This window comes from Streptomyces clavifer, assembly GCF_036345975.1.
GTDB classification, from domain to species: Bacteria; Actinomycetota; Actinomycetes; order Streptomycetales; family Streptomycetaceae; genus Streptomyces; species Streptomyces clavifer.
The window spans coordinates 3,101,923-3,118,142 of sequence record NZ_CP107793.1 but is presented as its reverse complement, the minus strand read 5'-3'; the positions used below and the strand labels follow the sequence as shown (position 1 = coordinate 3,118,142).

The 16,220-nt window shown below is 70.3% G+C and carries 13 protein-coding genes and 1 riboswitch; of the genes, 11 read left to right on the top strand and 2 right to left on the bottom strand.

Annotation, left to right across the window (positions count from 1 at the left end):
* The first annotated feature begins 121 nt into the window (after positions 1 to 121).
* The 11 genes from OG927_RS13360 (at position 122) to OG927_RS13310 (ending at position 12,733) form a co-directional block, all read left to right on the top strand.
* On the top strand, positions 122 to 778 hold the full coding sequence (locus tag OG927_RS13360) for a SurA N-terminal domain-containing protein (protein WP_209470351.1): 657 nt from the start codon (positions 122 to 124) through the stop codon (positions 776 to 778).
* A 70-nt stretch (positions 779 to 848) separates the two neighbouring features.
* Complete coding sequence (locus OG927_RS13355) at positions 849 to 1,835, top strand: nucleoside triphosphate pyrophosphohydrolase (RefSeq protein WP_330320208.1); 987 nt, start codon at positions 849 to 851, stop codon at positions 1,833 to 1,835.
* Complete coding sequence (locus OG927_RS13350) at positions 1,832 to 3,232, top strand: cytochrome P450 family protein (RefSeq protein ID WP_056799034.1); 1,401 nt, start codon at positions 1,832 to 1,834, stop codon at positions 3,230 to 3,232. The genes OG927_RS13355 and OG927_RS13350 overlap by 4 nt, the downstream gene beginning before the upstream one ends.
* Before the next feature lie 105 nt (positions 3,233 to 3,337).
* Entirely contained in the window at positions 3,338 to 4,318 is a 981-nt protein-coding gene (locus OG927_RS13345) for a transglycosylase family protein (RefSeq protein WP_330320207.1), read from the top strand.
* A 290-nt stretch (positions 4,319 to 4,608) separates the two neighbouring features.
* A riboswitch (cyclic di-AMP (ydaO/yuaA leader) is annotated at positions 4,609 to 4,779 on the top strand.
* Positions 4,780 to 5,478 carry a LysM peptidoglycan-binding domain-containing protein gene (locus OG927_RS13340; RefSeq protein WP_124282115.1) on the top strand — a complete coding sequence of 233 codons (699 nt, stop codon included), beginning with the start codon at positions 4,780 to 4,782 and terminating at the stop codon, positions 5,476 to 5,478. It abuts the riboswitch before it with no gap.
* A gap of 283 nt (positions 5,479 to 5,761) precedes the next feature.
* Positions 5,762 to 7,048, top strand: coding sequence for a phosphopyruvate hydratase (eno, locus tag OG927_RS13335; protein WP_056799027.1), 1,287 nt, complete (start codon positions 5,762 to 5,764; stop codon positions 7,046 to 7,048).
* 112 nt (positions 7,049 to 7,160) lie between these two features.
* The gene (locus OG927_RS13330; protein WP_056799024.1) at positions 7,161 to 7,631 is read left to right on the top strand and encodes an FtsB family cell division protein; all 471 of its coding nucleotides are present in this window, start codon (positions 7,161 to 7,163) and stop codon (positions 7,629 to 7,631) included.
* A gap of 64 nt (positions 7,632 to 7,695) precedes the next feature.
* Entirely contained in the window at positions 7,696 to 8,232 is a 537-nt protein-coding gene (locus OG927_RS13325; protein WP_056799604.1) for a DUF501 domain-containing protein, read from the top strand.
* Positions 8,233 to 8,403: 171 nt separating this feature from the next.
* Positions 8,404 to 9,345, top strand: coding sequence for a Ppx/GppA phosphatase family protein (locus OG927_RS13320; protein WP_124282116.1), 942 nt, complete (start codon positions 8,404 to 8,406; stop codon positions 9,343 to 9,345).
* A gap of 448 nt (positions 9,346 to 9,793) precedes the next feature.
* Positions 9,794 to 11,179 (top strand): NAD(P)/FAD-dependent oxidoreductase, encoded by a 1,386-nt coding sequence (locus tag OG927_RS13315; protein ID WP_079099326.1) that lies wholly within the window; start codon positions 9,794 to 9,796, stop codon positions 11,177 to 11,179.
* A 255-nt stretch (positions 11,180 to 11,434) separates the two neighbouring features.
* Positions 11,435 to 12,733, top strand: a complete 1,299-nt coding sequence (locus OG927_RS13310) for an SAM-dependent methyltransferase (protein WP_124282117.1) — start codon at positions 11,435 to 11,437, stop codon at positions 12,731 to 12,733.
* A gap of 59 nt (positions 12,734 to 12,792) precedes the next feature.
* Here OG927_RS13310 and OG927_RS13305 read toward each other — a convergent pair whose 3' ends face one another.
* The gene (locus tag OG927_RS13305; RefSeq protein ID WP_330320206.1) at positions 12,793 to 15,321 is read right to left on the bottom strand and encodes an ABC transporter permease; all 2,529 of its coding nucleotides are present in this window, start codon (positions 15,319 to 15,321) and stop codon (positions 12,793 to 12,795) included.
* Positions 15,322 to 15,377: 56 nt separating this feature from the next.
* A complete protein-coding gene (locus OG927_RS13300) occupies positions 15,378 to 16,145 on the bottom strand; it encodes an ABC transporter ATP-binding protein (RefSeq protein WP_056799009.1) in 768 nt (255 codons plus the stop codon).
* Between the last annotated feature and the right edge of the window lie 75 nt (positions 16,146 to 16,220).

Below are 16,220 nucleotides of genomic sequence, written 5' to 3'. Positions count from 1 at the left end.
CGCATCCCCAACTCCTTCCGAATCGTTGGTCGAATCAGTGGCCCCAACCCTCTCCACTGCCTAACATCGATCACCGCAAGGCTTTGTGCACTGATGCACAAACTCTCCCCGGGAGGCTCCTTTGCACCGCCGACGTCGCACCGCGCTCGCCGTATCCGCCGCAACGCTCGTCGCGGCACCGCTCCTGACCGCCTGCGGCAGCGACGCCCACCCGGGTTCCGCGGCCGTCGTCGGCGGGGACCGGATCGAGGTCGCCACGGTCCAGGGGCAGGCGGCGGACGTGCGCACCGCGCAGCAGACCTCGGCGCAGTCCGCCCAGCTGGTGAAGAAGTCCGGCCAGCTGACCCGCGCCAAGCTGCACAGCCTGATCTTCGCCCGGGTCCTGGACCGTGCCGCGAAGGACGCGGGAGTCGAGGTCAGCCGCAAGGAGGTCCAGCAGGTCCGCAGCGCCGCCGCCGCCCAGTCCGGCGGCGACAAGGCCCTGCAGACCGTGATGCTGGAGCAGCGCTGGGTCGCCCCGGACCAGATCGAGAACGATCTGCGCAAGGAGGTCCAGCTCCCCAAGCTGGCACAGGCGCTCGGTGCCGACCTGCAGACCCCGGCCGGGCAGCAGGCCGTCGGTGAGGCGCTCACCAAGGCCTCGAAGGCCCTGCACATCGACGTCAACCCGCGCTACGGCAGCTGGGACGACAAGAAGGTACAGCTCAGTACCTTCAAGGCCCCGTGGATCACGCAGGTCACCACCTTCCAGGGGCAGGAACCCGAAGCGGGAGCCTGACCCGGGCCGGCGCCCGAGCGGGTGCCGAGGGCCGGGACACACCGGGATCCGGTCGCGGTAGGTTCGAGACGTGAACGCTGAAGCCCCCGGCCGTATCGTCCTGCTCACCGCCAGCCACCGGGTCGCGCCCGGTCTGCTGTCCTGGCCCGCCTGGCAGATGCTGCGCACCGCCGACCGGGTGCTGTGCGCCGAACCGGACCATCCGCAGCTGCCGTACCTGCGCGAGGCGGGTGTGGCCGTCGAGCACTCCGTGCCCTCGGCCGAGGAGCTCGTGGACGACTGCGCCGGCGACCGGACCGTCGTGGTCCTGGTCGGCGGCGAGGGCAACCAGCCGCTCACCGACGGACTGGCGAGGCTCGGCGGTTCGGGCCGTGTGCGGATGCCGGACCTGGAACTGCTGCCCGGTTCCTACGACCTGCCGGGCGCCCGGCTGCTGGACCTGGTCCAGGTCATGGACCGGATCCGGCTGGAATGCCCGTGGACCTCGCAGAAGACGCACCGGGGCCTGGCGAAGTACGCCATCGAGGAGGCGTACGAGCTGGTCGAGGCGATCGAGGACGGCGACCGCGAGGAACTGCGGGAGGAGCTCGGGGACGTCCTGCTCCAGGTCGTCTTCCACGCCCGGATCGCGCAGGAGGACCCGGACGAGCCGTTCTCCGTGGACGACGTCGCGGCCACGATCGTGGAGAAGCTGATCCACCGTCACCCGCATGTGTTCGGCGACGAGACCGCCGAGACCCCGGAGGACGTCCACGCGCACTGGCTGCGCACCAAGGCGATCGAGAAGCAGCGCGACTCGGTCACCGACGGGGTACCGCTGGGCCAGCCGGGCCTCGCCCTCGCGGCGAAGCTCGGCAGCCGCGCCCGTCAGGCGGGACTGGACGTGGCGCTCCCCGCGGGCGACTCCATCGGCTATCAGCTGCTGGCCCTCGCCGTACGCGCGGAGCAGGACGGGACCGACCCGGAGGCCGCCCTGCGGGCCGCCGCCCGCACGTACCGGGACGCGATCCGGGCGGCGGAGGGCCACCCGGCCGCTCCGGATAACGTTGAGGGGTGAACGACAGCCCCGCCGGCACCCCCGCACCCGAAGCCCCCAAGGACAGCACCCCCGCCCCCGGAGAGCCCCCGCAGGGCGCCTCCGGGGACGTCGCGCCCGTATGCCCCGAGTCCGCGGCCCCCGCCGGGCCCGCGGACGCCGGGCCCGAGCTCTTCACCTGGGAGTTCGCCACCGACCCGTACCCCGCCTACGCCTGGCTCCGGGAGCACAGCCCCGTGCACCGCACCACGCTGCCCAGTGGCGTCGAGGCATGGCTGGTGACCCGGTACGCGGACGCCCGGCAGGCGCTCGCCGACACCCGGCTCTCCAAGAACCCGGCGCACCACGCCGGACCGGCGAGCGCCAAGGGGAAGACGGGTATCCCGGGGGAGCGCAAGGCGGAGCTGATGACGCACCTGCTGAACATCGATCCGCCGGACCACACCCGGCTGCGCCGGCTCGTCTCCAAGGCGTTCACCCCGCGCCGGGTAGCCGAGTTCGCGCCGCGTGTGCAGGAGCTGACGGACCGCCTCATCGACGCCTTCATCGAGGAGGGAAAGGCCGACCTCATCCATGACTTCGCCTTCCCCCTGCCCATCTACGCGATCTGCGACCTGCTGGGGGTGCCTCCCGAGGACCAGGACGACTTCCGGGACTGGGCCGGGATGATGATCCGGCACGGCGGCGGGCCGCGCGGCGGAGTGGCCCGGTCGGTCAAGAAGATGCGCGGCTACCTCGCCGAACTCATCCACCGCAAGAGGGAGAATCCCGGCGACGACCTCATCTCGGGACTCATCCGGGCGAGCGACCACGGCGAGCACCTCACCGAGAACGAGGCCGCCGCGATGGCCTTCATCCTGCTCTTCGCCGGATTCGAGACCACGGTCAACCTCATCGGCAACGGGACGTACGCCCTGCTGCGCAATCCGGAACAGCGGATGCGGCTGGAGCGCTCGCTGGCGGCGGGCGAGACGGACCTGCTGGCCACGGGCATCGAGGAGTTGCTGCGCCACGACGGCCCGGTGGAGATGGCGACGTGGCGCTACGCCACCGAACCCGTGACGCTGGGAGGGCGGCACATCGCGGTCGGCGATCCCGTTCTCGTGGTGCTGGCGGCCGCCGACCGGGACCCGGAACGCTTCCACGATGCGGACACCCTGGACCTTGCACGGAGTGACAATCAGCACCTCGGATACGGGCACGGAATCCACTACTGCCTGGGTGCGCCGCTGGCCCGGCTGGAGGGTCAGGCGGCACTGGCCACACTGCTGAGACGCCTCCCCGACCTGCGGCTCGCTGCGGAACCTGCCGATTTGCGCTGGCGGGGCGGGCTCATCATGCGCGGACTGCGCACTCTTCCCGTGGAGTTCGAACCCGGACATCCGTCCGAAAAAAGTGACACTCTGTCAACTCTGTGACTTTTACGTGATCTCCGCTGCATCGACTTGTGACACACGTTCGAGTACGGCTAGGTTCACCGTTCGACTTACCCGTCACACGTCAGTCACACGGAAGGCAATCCCATGGGCTCCGCGAATGGCAGACACCGCCGCCCTCGTCAGGCACCCGCGATCGTCGTCGCCGCAGGCGTGACGGGATCGGCGATCGCCATCCCGTTGCTCGGCGCGACCGGCGCGCACGCCGCAGAAGCCTCGACCTGGGACCGGGTCGCCGAGTGCGAGAGCGGTGGCATGTGGAGTGCCGACCTCGGCAACGGCTACTACGGCGGCCTGCAGTTCTCGCAGGACGACTGGTCGGCCTACGGCGGTACGGCGTACGCCGCGCGCGCCGACCTCGCGAGCCGTTCGCAGCAGATATCGGTCGCCGAGAAGGTGCTGGACGACAAGGGCCCGCAGGCGTGGCCCAGCTGTGCGGTGATCTCCGGGCTCGCGCTGGACGGCACGCTGCCGGGCGTCGACCCGGGCGGCGACCCGTCCGCCGACCCCACGGCCACGGAGGCCCCGTCGGACGCCGCCTCGACCGAAACGCCGGACAAGGCGGACGAGAAGGGCAAGAGCGACAAGAAGGGCAAGTCCGGCAAGGGTGACGCCTCCACCGGGTCCGCCGCGTCCGAGTCCTCGTCACCCTCCGCCACCCCGTCCCCCGAGGCGTCCGAGGCGGCGGGGACCTCCGAGCGCGGTGGCGAGACCGGCGGGAAGCACCGGGGCGCACCGGCCCCCGAGGCGAGCACCGGGACGGACCTGAGGGGCGAGCGCGAGGCCGGCCGGCACGCCTCGCGCGGCGACTCCGAGGCCCGCGAGGGTGCGGCGGCGGTCGCGGACGGGACCTACACCGTCCGTGAGGGCGACAACCTCTGGGCGATCGCCGACGAGCAGAAGCTGCCCGGCGGCTGGAGCGGCCTCTACGAGGCCAACAAGGCGGAGCTGGGCTCCGACCCGGATCTGATCCTGCCCGGCCAGAGTCTCGACCTGGCCCCGAAGGCGGACGCGGACACCGCCGCGGCGGACGAGGAGTCCGGCGCCGAGGCTGCAGTCGCCAACTGATCAAAAGCGGGAAAACACCCCGAAATCAGGGGTAGTTCAGAGGCCTATGTCCACTTATGCGTAAGTGAGACATGGGTCTCTTTGCTTGAACTGGCGCGCCTCGCCCGCCCACTCGGCCCGCATCGCCTCCGACCTGCGGAAACGGTGCCACCCTCGGAGGTGGTAAGCGCTGATTGCCAGTTATGTCCATCTTTGAATGTAGGCGTTGCGTGTGTTTACGGTCGGAACCGCTCGCACCGCGGGCACCTTCGACCGTCACGCCGAATCCTGCCGTCGGCCGAAGGGGACAGACGCGTAAAGCGCCGTAGGCAGGAGCGGGGGACCCAGGTAAGTGCCGGACCCGGCCGTCGGAAGACGGGCGAGGGCCGGCTGGGGGTGAAGTCGTCCGCCAGTGCGGGTGACCGGGCAACTCACAGGCCCGAACCCGACAGCTCACCTCGTAGGCGTCGGTGAGGAGAACCATGCTGCTTTCGAGCAAGGGCAAGCACCGCCGCCCGTCCAAGGCCGTCCGCATCGCCACCCTGGCCGGCGTCACCGGCGCGGCCGTGGCCGTTCCGCTGATGGGTGCCACCGGTGCCTCCGCCGCCTCCGTCGCGACCTGGGACGCCGTCGCGCAGTGCGAGTCCGGCGGCAACTGGTCCATCAACACCGGCAACGGCTACTACGGCGGCCTGCAGTTCTCGCAGTCCAGCTGGGCGGCCGCAGGTGGTACCCAGTACGCCGCCCGTGCCGACCTGGCCAGCAAGGCCCAGCAGATAGCCACCGCCGAGAAGCTCCTCGACCTGCAGGGCCCGGGCGCCTGGGCCTGCGCCGGTGCCGGCGGTCTGACCAACGACGGTGTGGACCCGGGCGTCGACACGGGCTCCGCGAAGAGCGAGGCCGAGCCGAAGGCGGCCCAGCCGGAGCGCAAGGCCGAGCAGCCCGCCAGCCGCAGCGAGACGCGCACGGCCCCCAAGGCCGAGAAGACCGTCACCACCCCGACCGGCGACAAGGTCAAGAAGGGTGACGGCGAGTACAAGGTGAAGGCCGGCGACACCCTCAGCACGATCGCCGGGGCGAAGGACGTCAAGGGCGGCTGGCAGAAGCTGTTCAAGCTGAACGACGACATCGTCGAGAACGCCGACCTGATCTTCCCGGGTCAGCAGCTCCACCTGAAGTAACCGGGATCTGTCCTCCCGGCGGTGTTCCCGGCCCGGCGCGCGCACCCGGTGCGCGCCCGGGCCGGGGGCGTTTTCGGGGCGCCCGGCGGTGGTGTTCGTTCAACTTTTGTAGTTACTTGCCAGTAAATTTCTGAAGCTTTGCCCGTAATGCGGGCTCTTGGGTCCTTTTTCGTCCCAGGGGACGGGCGGTCGGCCGACGCAGCGGGCCGGGCCGGTTAGGCTCGTGTCGCAAGGCCACAGTGACCCTGCACAACCAGTGTCATATCCCAGAAGGAGATGCCTCGTGCCGTCCATCGACGTCGTCGTAGCCAGGGAAATCCTCGACTCCCGGGGCAACCCCACGGTCGAGGTCGAGGTTGGCCTCGACGACGGCAGCACGGGACGTGCTGCTGTTCCGTCCGGCGCCTCCACCGGCGCGTTCGAGGCCATTGAGCTTCGCGACGGCGACCCCAACCGTTACCACGGCAAGGGCGTCGAGAAGGCCGTCCTCGCTGTGATCGAGCAGATCGGCCCGGAGCTCGTCGGCTACGACGCCACCGAGCAGCGCCTCATCGACCAGGCGATGTTCGACCTCGACGCGACCGAGAACAAGGGCTCGCTCGGCGCCAACGCCATCCTCGGTGTCTCGCTGGCCGTGGCCCACGCCGCGTCCGAGGCCTCCGACCTCCCGCTGTTCCGCTACCTCGGCGGCCCGAACGCGCACCTGCTGCCCGTTCCGATGATGAACATCCTGAACGGCGGCTCGCACGCCGACTCCAACGTGGACATCCAGGAGTTCATGATCGCGCCGATCGGCGCCGAGTCGTTCTCCGAGGCCCTGCGCTGGGGTGCGGAGATCTACCACACGCTCAAGAAGGTCCTGAAGACCAAGGGCCTGTCCACCGGTCTCGGCGACGAGGGCGGCTTCGCCCCGAACCTCGAGTCCAACCGCGCCGCCCTGGACCTCATCATCGAGGCCATCAAGGAGGCCGGCTACGTCCCGGGCCGCGACATCGCGCTCGCGCTCGACGTCGCCGCGTCCGAGTTCTACAAGGACGGCGCCTACGAGTTCGAGGGCAAGTCCCGCTCGGCCGCCGAGATGACCGAGTACTACGAGGAGCTCGTCTCCGCGTACCCGCTGGTCTCCATCGAGGACCCGCTGTACGAGGACGACTGGGCCGGCTGGAAGGTCATCACCGACAAGCTCGGCGCCAAGGTGCAGATCGTCGGCGACGACCTCTTCGTCACCAACCCCGAGCGCCTCGCCCGGGGCATCGAGGAGGGCTCGGCCAACGCCCTGCTCGTCAAGGTCAACCAGATCGGTTCGCTGACCGAGACCCTGGACGCCGTCGAGCTCGCCCAGCGCAACGGCTTCAAGTGCATGATGTCCCACCGCTCCGGTGAGACCGAGGACGTCACCATCGCCGACCTCGCCGTCGCCGTGAACTGCGGTCAGATCAAGACCGGCGCCCCGGCCCGCTCGGACCGTGTCGCCAAGTACAACCAGCTGCTGCGCATCGAGGAGATCCTCGACGACGCCGCGGTGTACGCGGGCCGTTCGGCGTTCCCGCGCTTCCGCTTCGAGGGCTGACAGCCCGGCAGCAGGAGCTGGGCCCCTTTGGGGGCACCAGCCTCCGTCCGTCCCCGCACTCGGTCCCGTACCGTGTGCGGGGACGGACGTGCGTAACGGGGAGGCGTGAGAGATGGCCGGGAAGGATCGCGACCGGTTCTCCACAGCGACCAGGCTGCGGCTGCTCGGTGAGCAGACGGCGGCCCGCGTCTACCGGTCCCAGAACCGCCGCCAGGCCCGGCGTTCCCGGCTCACCGGCCGGGCCGCGTTCCTGGCGCTGATCGTCTGCTCCCTGGTGGTCGCCCTCGCGTACCCGATGCGGCAGTACATCTCCCAGCGCGACCAGATCGCGGATCAGGAGAGGCTCTCGCGGGAGGCGCACGAGCGCACCGAGGAGCTGCGCGACGAGAAGGCGCGGCTCCAGGACGACGCGTACATCCGTCGTCTGGCCCGCCAGCACCTGCACTACGTCCTGCCCGGGGAGACCGCTTACACGGTGATCGACCCGGACGCGGCGGAGGTCCGCCGCGGGGAACCCGGTGCGACCGGCAGGCCCTGGCACTCGAACCTCTGGGACGGCGTCGACAGCGCGGACCGCGAATGACTCCCGCACCGCCCCCGTACGCGCACCGATACATACGGACCGAACGATGACATTCAAGGCAGGCATGGACACGCCCCCTCCGCAGACCGAATCCACCACGCCCACCACCGCGGACATCGCCGCGTTCGAGCAGCAGCTCGGCCGGCCCCCGCGCGGGCTGCGCGCCATCGCGCACCGCTGCCCCTGCGGCAATCCGGACGTGGTCGAGACGCAGCCCCGCCTGGAGGACGGCACGCCGTTCCCGACGACGTACTACCTGACCTGCCCGCGTGCCGCGTCCGCGATCGGCACGCTGGAGGCCAACGGGGTCATGAAGGAGATGACCGAGCGCCTCACCACGGACCCGGAGCTGGCCGCCGCCTACCGTGCGGCCCACGAGGACTACCTCGCGCGCCGCGACGCCATCGAGGTCCTGGAGGGCTTCCCGAGCGCGGGCGGCATGCCGGACCGGGTGAAGTGCCTGCACGTCCTCGTCGGCCACTCGCTGGCCGCGGGGCCCGGGGTGAACCCCCTGGGGGACGAGGCGATCGCGATGCTGCCCGAGTGGTGGGCGAAGGGCCCCTGCGTCTCGCCGTGCGGCGAGCAGCAGCAGCCTTCCTGACCCGCCCCTGACCGGGGCACCGCCCCTCCGGGCTCCTGCCCGCGCCCCTCCGGGCCGCCGCCGGGGGCGCGGGCCACGCTCCGCGCCGGGGCGGGCACGCCCGGCGGGTGAGGGCATCTTCCAGCGAACGAGGACCGGGACCGGCGAACCGGCGACACAACAGGAGTCCCCATGACGCGCGTTGCCGCCATCGACTGCGGTACCAACTCCATCCGCCTCCTCGTCGCCGACGTGGACCCCGCCACCGGGCACTTCGCCGAGCTCGACCGGCGGATGCGGATCGTCCGGCTCGGCCAGGGCGTCGACCGCACCGGACGGCTGGCCCCCGACGCGCTGGAGCGCACCTTCGACGCCTGCCGGGAGTACGCGGCCGCGATCGAGGAGCTCGGCGCGGAGCGGATCCGGTTCGTCGCCACCTCCGCGTCCCGCGACGCCGAGAACAGCGACACGTTCGTCCGGGGCGTCCTGGACATCCTGGGTGTCGAGCCCGAGGTCGTCAGCGGCGACCAGGAGGCGCAGCTCTCCTTCGACGGGGCGACCAAGGAGCTGGTCGGCAGCGACCACCTGGACAAGCCCTACCTGGTCGTCGACATCGGCGGCGGTTCCACCGAGTTCGTCGTCGGCGACGACGAGGTCCGCGCGGCCCGGTCCGTGGACATCGGCTGCGTACGCATGACGGAGCGGCACCTCGTCCGGGACGGCGTCGTCGTGGATCCGCCCGCGGCCGACCGGGTCGCCGCGATCCGCGCCGACATCGACGCCGCGATCGATCTGGCGGAGAAGACGGTGCCGATCGCCGACGCCGCCACGCTCGTCGGCCTGGCCGGCACGGTGACCACCGTCGCCGCGATCGCGCTGGGCCTCGAGGAGTACGACTCCGAGGCGATCCACCACTCCAGGGTCTCCCTGGAGCAGGTCCGGGAGATCACCGGACGGCTGCTCGCCTCGACGCACGAGCAGCGCGCGGCGATCCCCGCGATGCACCCGGGCCGGGTCGACGTGATCACCGCCGGTGCCCTCGTCCTGCTCGCGGTGATGGAAAGGGCCGGGGCCGCGGAGGTCGTCGTCAGCGAGCACGACATCCTCGACGGGATCGCCTGGTCGGCCGCCTGATCACCGTGCGGCCGCAGGTGGCGTGAGGGCACGCTCATACGCACTCCGGCCTGCACTTTTGAGCTGTTCATGACGCCCGGGACGCCCTGTGGAGGGGGCTTTCGCGAGCTGCCGCGACGAACTTCGTGAACTTCTTCACAAGGAATTCGGCCCTGCTGGGTGAAGTTCTGCCTCCAGGGGGCCCCGGGGCTCGCCCGGAGGGGTCCGCGAGGCGGGTGCGGGGACGTTTCGGGTGTGTGGCGCGGGGGTGTCCGGGGCGGGTGGTTCACCGGGCCGGGCGGCACAAGGGCCAGCTCACAAGCGGTGAACAACGTTCGCCGGTGGGCTCTGGTTCCCCTCCGGCATCATGACCTCGGTCACGCGGGCGGCGAAGTGTAGCAGAGGGTGGCGGATACCTTGTGAAGGGGCTCACGAGCGTGCCCCCCGAGGGGGGTGGATACTCGATGGCATGAGCACCACGGAGCGTCCCAGGATCCTCGTTGTAGGCGGTGGGTACGTAGGCCTGTACGCAGCTCGTCGCATTCTGAAGAAGATGCGGTACGGGGAGGCGACCGTCACGGTCGTCGACCCTCGCTCGTACATGACGTACCAGCCCTTCCTCCCCGAAGCTGCTGCCGGCAGCATCTCGCCTCGGCATGTCGTCGTCCCGCTGCGACGCGTGCTGCCCAAGGCAGAGGTTCTCACCGGCCGTGTCACGACCATCGATCAGGACCGCAAGGTCGCCACGGTCGCGCCGCTCGTCGGCGAGGCCTACGAGCTGCCCTTCGACTACCTGGTCGTCGCGATGGGCGCGGTCTCCCGCACCTTCCCGATCCCCGGCCTCGCCGAGCAGGGCATCGGTATGAAGGGCATCGAGGAGTCCATCGGTCTGCGCAACCACGTCCTCGAACAGCTGGACAAGGCCGACTCGACGACCGACGAGGACGTCCGCCGCAAGGCGCTGACGTTCGTCTTCGTGGGCGGCGGCTTCGCCGGTGCGGAGACCATCGGCGAGGTCGAGGACATGGCGCGCGACGCGGCCACGTACTACACCAGCGTGAAGCGCGAGGACATGCGCTTCATCCTGGTCGACGCCGCCGACAAGATCCTTCCCGAGGTCGGCCCGAAGCTGGGCGCGTACGGCAAGGAGCACCTGGAGAGCCGCGGTGTGGAGATCTACCTCTCCACCTCCATGGACTCCTGCGTCGACGGTCACGTGGTGCTGAAGAACGGCCTGGAGGTCGACTCCAGCACGATCGTGTGGACGGCCGGCGTGAAGCCGAACCCGGCCCTGGCCCGCTTCGGTCTGCCGCTCGGCCCGCGTGGTCACGTCGACACCTCCGAGAAGCTCCAGGTTCAGGGCACCGACTACATCTGGGCCGCGGGCGACAACGCCCAGGTCCCGGACATGGTCGGCCGCCGCGCCGGCAACCCGAACGCCTGGTGCCCGCCGAACGCCCAGCACGCGCTGCGTCAGGCCAAGGTCCTCGGTGACAACGTCATCTCCGGCATGCGGGGCTTCCCGCAGAAGGAGTACAGCCACGCCAACAAGGGTGCGGTCGCCGGTCTGGGGCTGCACAAGGGCGTCGCGATGATCGTCGTCGGCAAGTTCAAGATCAAGGTCAAGGGCCGTCTCGCCTGGTACATGCACCGTGGCTACCACGGCATGGCGATGCCGACCTGGAACCGCAAGATCCGGATCTTCGCCGACTGGACGCTCGCGATGTTCCTCAAGCGCGAGGTCGTCTCGCTCGGCGCCATGGAGACGCCGCGCGAGGAGTTCTACGAGGCTGCCAAGCCGAGCCCCGCGCCGGTCGCCGCCAAGCCGGAGGGTGAGAAGGCCAAGGCCTCCTAGCGCCCGCACGTCACCGAAGGGGCCGTCCGCCATCCGTGGTGCGGACGGCCCCTTCGGCGTGCTCCGGCACGGCCCACAAGTGCATGGGTGGTGCAACTGTTTTGCCGTTCCGTTGCGATGTGACGGGATGGCGCGGGGGCCGGGCGGTGTTGACCCACATGTACCTCGCCGGGACACCGAGGTGTCGCAGCCGGGTTCATGCATGTATATGCGAATTTGGGCATGTTGGGAAACACCACCACGGAGGTGTACGCCATGGCAGACGCCGCATCGCGGCTGACCGCTCTCGCCGAGGAGTTGCTCGGAGAACCCCTGCCGGTCCGGATCCGGGCCTGGGACGGCAGCGAGTCCGGTCCGCCGGGCGCACCCGTCCTCGTCCTGCGTCACCGCCGCGCCCTGCGCCGCCTGCTGTGGAAGCCGGGCGAACTGGGCCTGGCCCGCGCCTGGGTGGCCGGTGAGATCGACATCGAGGGCGACCTCTACGCCGCCCTGAACCACGTGGCCGGACTGCTGTGGGAGCGCGGCGCCGACGCGAAGGACACCGTCCACCCGGTCCGCGACCCGAAGGTGCGAGCCTTCGCCCGCGGCCTGGTCCAGCTGGCCGGCCCCTGGCCCCCGCCGCCCCCGCCGGCCGAGGAGGTCCGCCGCCGCGCCGGTGCGCTGCACACCAGACGCAGCGACAAGCAGGCCATCAGCCACCACTACGACGTGGGAAACGACTTCTACGAACTGGTCCTCGGCCCGTCCATGGTCTACTCCTGCGCCTACTGGCAGGACGGCGGGACCCTCGAGGACGCCCAGCGCGACAAGCTCGACCTCGTCTGCCGCAAGCTCGCCCTCAAGGAGGGCGACCGGCTCCTCGACGTCGGATGCGGCTGGGGCTCCCTGGCCGTCCACGCCGCCCGCGAGTACGGCGCCCGCGTGACCGGAGTGACCCTCTCCACCGAACAGGCCGCGTTCGCCCGCAAGCGCATCGCCGAGGAGGGCCTCACCGACCGGATCGAGATCCGGGTCCAGGACTACCGGGACGTCCGCGACGGTCCGTACGACGCCATCTCCTCGATCGGCATGGCGGAGCACGTCGGTTCGGTCCGCTTCCGTGAGTACGCCGACGACCTCTACGCCCTCCTGAGGCCCGGCGGCAGGCTGCTCAACCACCAGATCGCCCGCCGCCCCGAGAAGGACGAGTCGGCCTACCGCATCGACGAGTTCATCGACGCGTACGTCTTCCCCGACGGGGAGCTCGCCCCGGTGGGCCGTACCGTCGCCATGCTGGAGGAGGCGGGCTTCGAGGCCCGCGACGTCGAAGCGATCCGCGAGCACTACGCCCTGACCCTGCGTCAGTGGGTGGCCAATCTGGAGAAGCACTGGGCGCGGGCGGTCCGGGCCACCTCGCCCGGCCGGGCCCGGGTCTGGCGGCTCTACATGGCCGCGTCCGCGCTCTCCTTCGAGCACAACAGGATCGGCGTCAACCAGATCCTCGCGGTGCGTCCGCGGGAGGGCGGTCCCGCGGACATGCCGCTGCGCTCCCGCGTCTGGACGGCGTCGGGCTGATCCCACGCCGAGGGGCCGGTGTCCGCGTCGCGGACACCGGCCCCTCGGGTATGCCGTCGCTACTCGGTCTTGATGGCCGTCAGCATGTTCAGCTTCGCGGCACTGCGGGCCGGCCAGAGGGAGGCCAGGACACCCACGAGGCCCGCGAGGACCAGGAAGAGCGCGAGCCGGTCCCAGGGGATGACCAGGGCGTAGCCCGGGATGGAGGCCGAAAGGCTCTTCCCGATGGCCCAGCCGAGGAACGTGCCGAGGCCCACGCCGACCACCGCTCCGAAGAGCGAGATGACGACGGCCTCCAGCCGGATCATGCGCTTGACCCTGCGCCGGTCAAGGCCGATCGCCCGCAGCATGCCGATCTCCTGCTGACGTTCGAAGACGGACATGGCCAGCGTGTTGACGACCCCGAGGACCGCGATGACCAGGGCCATCGCCAGCAGCGCGTACATGATGTTCAGCGCCGTGTTGATGAACCCGCCGAACATGTCCCTGATGCCCTGGCGGTCCATGACGCTCATCGCCGGGTTGTCGCCGAGCGCGTCGATCACGGCCTTCTCGTTGGCGGCGCTCTGTCCGCCGTCCATGGTCAGCCAGACCTCACGGATGTCGGCGACGCTCTCGTGCGGGGCGACGACGTCCTCGGGGATCAGGACCGGGGAGAGGAACTCGTTGCCCTCGTAGAGGGCGCCGACCTTCAGGGTCTCCTTCTTCTCGTCGTCGAACGTCACGGGCACACTGTCGCCTGTCTTCCAGCCGTGCGACTTCGCGGTCTTGCGGTCGACGGCGATCTCGCCGTCCTTCAGCGAGGAGAGCGATCCGGAGACCACCTTCAGGTTGAAGACCTTCTCGACGTCGCCCGGAGTGACCCCGGAGGCGGAGACACCCCCCTTGCCGGCGGTGAGCCAGACGGACCGCTGGGGGGTGGCCGCGGCGACGCCGTCGGCCTTGCGCAGGGCGTCGAGAGCCGACTCGTCGAGCGAGTCTCCGCTGGCCATCGAGACCATGTAGTCGGCCCGGATGTTGTCCGTCGTCATCTTGTCGATGGCCTGGCCGAGAGTAACGCCGAGCACGGAGATGCCGGTGACCAGGGTGAGCCCGATCGCCAGGGCGGAGGCGGTGGCTCCGGTCCGGCGCGGATTGCGCACCGCGTTCTGGGCGGCCAGCTTGCCGGACACCCCGAAGAGCCTCCGCAGCAGCGGTCGTGCCAGGGCGATCACCGGCCGCGAGAGCAGCGGGATGAGCACGATGACACCGATCAGGGCGAGGAACGCTCCGCCACCGAGCAGCCATCGGCCGTTCTCGTCGCCCTGAGCCGCACCGGTGACGATCAGGGCGGACCCGATGAGTGTGATCACCGCGCCGATCGAGTTGCGCACGACCAGCGACTTGGTGGTGGCCACCGCGTGCACGCTGCTCATCGCCGCCACCGGCGGGATCTTGGCGGCGCGACGGGCGGGCAGCCAGGCGGCGAACACGGTGATCAGCACGCCGACGCCGAACGCGGAGGCGACCGCGGTGGGGGAGACGACCAGCGGGCCGGCAGGGATCTTCCCGCCGAACACGCCCATCGCGGAGCGCAGCCCCGTGGCGAGGCCGACGCCGAGCAGGAAGCCGGTCACCGAGGCGATCAGACCGACCACACCGGCCTCGAGCAGGATGGCCCTCTTGACCTGCCGGCGGGAAGCGCCGACGGCGCGCATCAGGGCGAGTTCCTTGGTGCGCTGAGCGATGAGCATGGTGAACGTGTTGGCGATCAGGAACACGCCGACGAAGAGCGCGATGGCCGCGAAGGCCAGCAGCATCGAGTTGAGGCTCTTGAGGCCGGACTCGGTCATCTCGGCCTCCTCGTCCGCGAGGGCGGCGCCCGTCTTGGCCTCCGCGCTCTCGGGGAGGAGGGGCTTCACGGCTTCCAGGAGCTGCTGGTCGGACGCCCCGGCCGCGGCGGTCACGGTGACGTCGCTGAACTGGCCGGGCCGCAGGTAGAGCTGCTGGGCGACCTCGGTGTCGAAGAGGACCAGGCTGCCGCCCGCGTTCACGGCGCCGTCCTCGGTGGTGAAGACCCCGGAGAGGGTGTACTCCTTCACCGGCCCGTTGGTGGCGACCCGTACCGGGGCGCCGACGCGGTACTCGCCCTTGCTCGCGGTCTCCCTGTCGAGGGCGATCTGGCCGTCCTTCACCGGTCCCGTGCCCTCGGTGAACGTGTACTGCGCGTCCTTGCCGTCGGTGCCCGGGGAGTAGTTGGATCCGGTGTTGGACCAGCCGTTGCCGATGAGCTTGCCGTCCGGGTCGGCGACGCCCGCGAATCCGGAGACCCGGCCGGTGGCCTCCGCCACGCCGTCGAGGTCCTCGATCTTCTTGCGCGTGGCCTCGTCGACGGCGGGGGTCTCCTCGTCGCCGCGCTCGGCCCACGTGGTGACGGCGACGGCCACCTCGTCGTAGTTCTTGGCGGACTGGTTGCGGAAGGCGTTGCCGAGGGTGTCGGTGAAGACCAGGGTGCCGGAGACGAAGGCGACGCCGAGCATCACGGCGAGCACGGTCATCAGCAGTCTGGCCTTGTGCGCAAGGACGTTGCGCACGGCGGTACGGAACATGTCTCGATTCCTGGGGGGTTCGGGATGCGGAGGGGGAAGGGCGGGCAGCCGTCGTGTCAGCTGGTGCGGCCCTTCGCGTCGAACGCCTTCATCCGGTCCAGGACACCGTCGGCGGTGGGGCTGATCATCTGGTCGACGACCGCACCGTCGGCCAGGAAGATCACGCGGTCCGCGTAGGAGGCGGCCACCGGGTCGTGGGTCACCATCACCACGGTCTGGCCGAGCTCGCGCACCGAGTTGCGAAGGAAGCCCAGCACCTCGGCGCCGGAGCGGGAGTCCAGGTTGCCGGTCGGCTCGTCACCGAAGATGATCTCCGGCTGCGAGGCCAGGGCGCGGGCCACCGCGACGCGCTGCTGCTGGCCGCCGGAGAGCTCGGTGGGCCGGTGCTTCAGCCGGTCGGAGAGGCCCACCATGTCGATGACCTTCTGCAGCCACGCGGCGTCCGGCTTCCGGCCCGCGATGTCCATCGGCAGCGTGATGTTCTCCAGTGCCGTCAGGGTCGGCAGCAGGTTGAAGGCCTGGAAGATGAAGCCGATCTTGTCCCGGCGCAGCTGGGTGAGCTGCTTGTCCTTGAGCGTCCCCAGCTCGGTGTCGCCGATGCGCACGGAACCGCTGCTGAAGCTGTCGAGGCCGGCCACGCAGTGCATCAGCGTGGACTTCCCGGAGCCCGAGGGCCCCATGATCGCGGTGAACTCGCCCTGGGGGAAGTCCACGGTCACCCGGTCCAGGGCGACGACCTGGGTCTCACCCTGGCCGTAGACCTTCGACAGCTCCGTGGCGCGGGCGGCGACCGCGGTGGTGCGGTGAACGGTGGTGGTGGTCACAGGGAGACTCCTGGTTCGGAAGGGCGGTGCGGGCGGTTCGGGCCCCGTTCGGGAACCTCTCCATCGTCTCGGCCG

Bases quoted from the DNA above. Each gene is read 5' to 3' on its own strand.
- OG927_RS13345 (WP_330320207.1), top strand. From the start codon at position 3,338: ATGGGCTCCGCGAATGGCAGACACCGCCGCCCTCGTCAGGCACCCGCG.
- OG927_RS13340 (WP_124282115.1), top strand. From the start codon at position 4,780: ATGCTGCTTTCGAGCAAGGGCAAGCACCGCCGCCCGTCCAAGGCCGTC.
- OG927_RS13330 (WP_056799024.1), top strand. From the start codon at position 7,161: ATGGCCGGGAAGGATCGCGACCGGTTCTCCACAGCGACCAGGCTGCGG.
- OG927_RS13325 (WP_056799604.1), top strand. From the start codon at position 7,696: ATGGACACGCCCCCTCCGCAGACCGAATCCACCACGCCCACCACCGCG.
- OG927_RS13320 (WP_124282116.1), top strand. From the start codon at position 8,404: ATGACGCGCGTTGCCGCCATCGACTGCGGTACCAACTCCATCCGCCTC.
- OG927_RS13315 (WP_079099326.1), top strand. From the start codon at position 9,794: ATGAGCACCACGGAGCGTCCCAGGATCCTCGTTGTAGGCGGTGGGTAC.
- OG927_RS13310 (WP_124282117.1), top strand. From the start codon at position 11,435: ATGGCAGACGCCGCATCGCGGCTGACCGCTCTCGCCGAGGAGTTGCTC.
- OG927_RS13305 (WP_330320206.1), bottom strand. From the start codon at position 15,321: ATGTTCCGTACCGCCGTGCGCAACGTCCTTGCGCACAAGGCCAGACTG.